Here is a 3,287-nt window from a genome sequence, read left to right on the forward strand (position 1 = left end):
AAATCTTAATAGACTGCACTCTGCAACCTCCACTCCGTCGGTATTTCTGAGCTTTTCAACAAGCTGAGATAGAGGAGCTATTGTCTCTTTTTTATTTGCGTAAAATGTACGCAAATCTAATAATTTTGTCCAAAGTCCAAGTCGTATTGTAAAACAGGTTTTCTGGGAGATAAATCACCCCTTCAATCAAATCCTGCTCCACAAACCACTTGCGAACATCCTTCTCCTTATTTTCGCATTCCCCGAACCCCGTGACGCTGCCCCCGTATCAAGGACAATAGCAGCCTTCCCTTGCTCATGGGTTGATGCCCAAATATGCTGCACCCAACCCCAATCCGCCTTAGTTCCAGGAAACCCTGCCCCTTGGGGAAATCGCCCCCATTCGTCCCCGTCATAATCTTTTTCCTTAAACCAGTCTTGATTCCACATGGGATTAGCTACCACCCGATCAAACTGCGCCAGTTTCCCCCCTTGGCTAAATTTCGGATGGCGGAACGTATCGCCAATCTCGATCTTCCCCTCCATGTCATGAATAATCATATTCATATTTGCCATCGCCCAGGTGTTTCCGGTGTACTCCTGCCCATACAACTGCAACGGCGCAGATTTTTCCTCACCTTGGGACTCCTTTAGCACCAACTGACACTTCACCAGCAAACCCGCCGAACCACAACAGGGGTCATAAATCGCCATTCCTGGCTCTGGCTGCATAATCTTCGCCATGATCATGCCCACTTCCTTCGGCGTATAAAACTCCCCTGCGGATCTGCCCGATCCCTCTGCAAACTTACGAATCAAATACTCATAACTGCGTCCGATTAAATCCGGTTCGACATCCTTTAACCCCAGACGCTTCTCCGAAATTTTTTCAATCAGGTTCGATAGACGGTCATCATCCAAGTCACGCTGTCCGTGAGTTGTGGCATTAAAATCAACCCGATTAATAATTCCATCCAGTAACGGATTAGCTTTGGCAATGTCTCGCAGATAGCCCGTTAACGTCTCTCCAATCTTATCCGACAGCTTACGAATCACCGACCACACCGGATCATCAGGATTTTCCGGTTGTAGAGGCAAGTAAAACCGCACCAGCTTCTGATCCATCGCCACTAACTTAAATGCCTTGGCGCGAGAACCCACTTTCTGGGCAATCCGGTCTAACTCATCATCAAAGACATCACAGAGTCTTTTGGTGAAAATCAACGGCAAAATAAAATCCTTGTATTTCGCGGCTTCCTGCGCCCCGCGAATACTACAGGCTGCATCCCAGATCCAATTTTCTAGGGACTTACCCCCATTCCCATTCCTCTGTGCTTTCTTGCCGTTTTTTTCTGCCATAAATGCTTCTGTTACTGATGAACTTGTAGCTTCTGATTGAGTCGTTGATGAATTTAGTCTAACCACACCGGAACCACAGGCTGACCCGCCTTTAACGATGCGATCGCTTCCTCTAAGTCAAATTCTACTAACTGGAGCGATCACCATGCCCGCTTACCGCTCGCGCTCCTCTGCCTAATGTCCTTCCTATTTTCCGTACCTTGACATTAAGCCGATGAGCGGATTTGAACCGCTGACCGTTCGATTACGAATCGAATGCTCTACCACTGAGCTACACCGGCATCACTTGACTACTATAGCAAGCTTTGGCGCAAGTAACGGCATCTTTTTTCTTCTCTGGCATGAATCCTGTGAGCAGGTTACTCCAAAGATACATTTTTTTATATTACAGCAAGGTTTGGCATAATTCACTGTCCAAGCTGGGGATAGTCATGTCACCATTAAAAGAGGTATGATCAACGAAACTCATGACCCATTCAACCCCAAACAATCGCCAGCCCCAGTCAAAAGCCAAATCGCGACAGATGAGTCCGGAAAAATACGCTCGACTGAAAGCTGAAGCTAAAGCGCCCTACCGAGGACTGAGAAAATTCATCTATGTGGCATTTGCTGCCTCTGGCTTTATTGGCGGACTTGTTTTCCTGGCACAGTTAATTGCAGGTCGAGAAGTGGGGACAGCATTTCCCAATCTGGCGCTACAAGTTGGCATCGTCGCCCTAATGATTTGGCTATTTCGCCTAGAACAACGGGCAGAGCGTAAGCCATAGGTTAAGATTGGCTTGAACTCGACAGATATCTGAATTAGGTAACAGCCAACCTACTTAGATCTTTTAATCTCCAGGTAAAATTTCTAACGCTGTAGAGTTCATCCGAAACGATAGACCAATCCGAATGTTAAAGTTCCCATCAATGGGTATTAGGTTGTTTAGGAATTGTCGGCTCGTTTTATGGAAATCGAACAACGATTGGGTCTATACCAGGTTTTCCTGAAGCTCTACGAGTATCATCGAGGTCTACTCGATGAAATCCTCCAGCTTGAGAAAACGGGGCATAAAACGTTCTCGAGTCGAACAGTTCGCTTTGTCACAGGTATTGTTCAAAGTCAGCGACCTTGTCTGATGACCAATCTGGTAGAGGGAAAAACCCAAACCCTGTTTCAGCCTCAGGGAATTTGGACTATCGGTCGCGATCGTCAATTGGCGATATCGATTCCAGATCCCCACTTATCCCGTCATCATGCGGCGATTTACTATCTGCCAAACAAAGGATATTACCTAGTTGATTTTAAAAGCACGAATGGTACTTATGTCAACGGTGAACCTGTCCACGGGCATATATCGCTTAAGGATGGCGATTGCATTCGACTCAGCACCCTGGCGTTTTACTTTTTCCTCTGCAACGACACCCAAAAGCTCAACCCCACCTCTCCAGAAATTATCGCGAAACTGAAAGCCTCCAAAGCGTCTTCCTCTGTAGAAGCCTCCTCATCCTCAAAGCGAAAAGCCCCAGATGAAGATTTGGAGTTACCCGCAAAAGCCAAAGGCTCTGAAGGGGACTATCACAAAGGGACATCACGATTTTTACAAGAACTATCAAAGTTAGAAGAATTATCTGGAGAACCTGCCTTACCTAAATTAAATTCCCATCAACGCGCAGAAATTTTAGATCGATTTTTCAGTCGGCAAATTCCCAATCCTTGACCTCTCCTGGGAATGAATAGCAAGAAATCCCCCGCTTTCAACACGGGGTAAAGAACTGTAACCAAATCTCTATAGACATCTACGCAAACCTAATCAAAATGCATAGCGATAACCATCCTTACGGTGAATCGGTGTGCAGTAATCCAATCGGGTTGACCTCCTTTTCTTGTCGATAACGAACTCGCCGCGACCGTCTGACATTGGGCAAATCCTAGCGGTGAATGTCCCTTTGTACTTACCTTTAGGGAC

General features: G+C 46.3%; 2 protein-coding genes, 1 tRNA gene and 1 pseudogene. 2 read left to right on the forward strand and 2 right to left on the reverse strand.

The features are described from left to right. Positions 1 to 139: 139 nt before the first annotated feature. Together RIG66_RS25260 and RIG66_RS25265 are read right to left on the reverse strand one after the other, a co-directional pair. Positions 140 to 1,338 (reverse strand): annotated as a pseudogene (locus RIG66_RS25260) (type I restriction-modification system subunit M); the annotation flags it as partial. Positions 1,339 to 1,547: 209 nt separating this feature from the next. Beyond that, positions 1,548 to 1,619 (reverse strand) — tRNA-Thr (locus RIG66_RS25265). A 186-nt stretch (positions 1,620 to 1,805) separates the two neighbouring features. On the opposite strand from RIG66_RS25265, the gene RIG66_RS25270 reads away from it, so the two are divergent. Together RIG66_RS25270 and RIG66_RS25275 are read left to right on the forward strand one after the other, a co-directional pair. Beyond that, positions 1,806 to 2,105, forward strand: coding sequence for a DUF3493 domain-containing protein (locus RIG66_RS25270; RefSeq protein WP_446381518.1), 300 nt, complete (start codon positions 1,806 to 1,808; stop codon positions 2,103 to 2,105). A 180-nt stretch (positions 2,106 to 2,285) separates the two neighbouring features. Beyond that, entirely contained in the window at positions 2,286 to 3,038 is a 753-nt protein-coding gene (locus RIG66_RS25275; protein WP_006099158.1) for an FHA domain-containing protein, read from the forward strand. The last annotated feature ends 249 nt before the right edge of the window (positions 3,039 to 3,287 follow it).

Source organism: Coleofasciculus sp. E2-BRE-01 (genome assembly GCF_040221695.1).
Taxonomy (GTDB): domain Bacteria; phylum Cyanobacteriota; class Cyanobacteriia; order Cyanobacteriales; family Coleofasciculaceae; genus Coleofasciculus.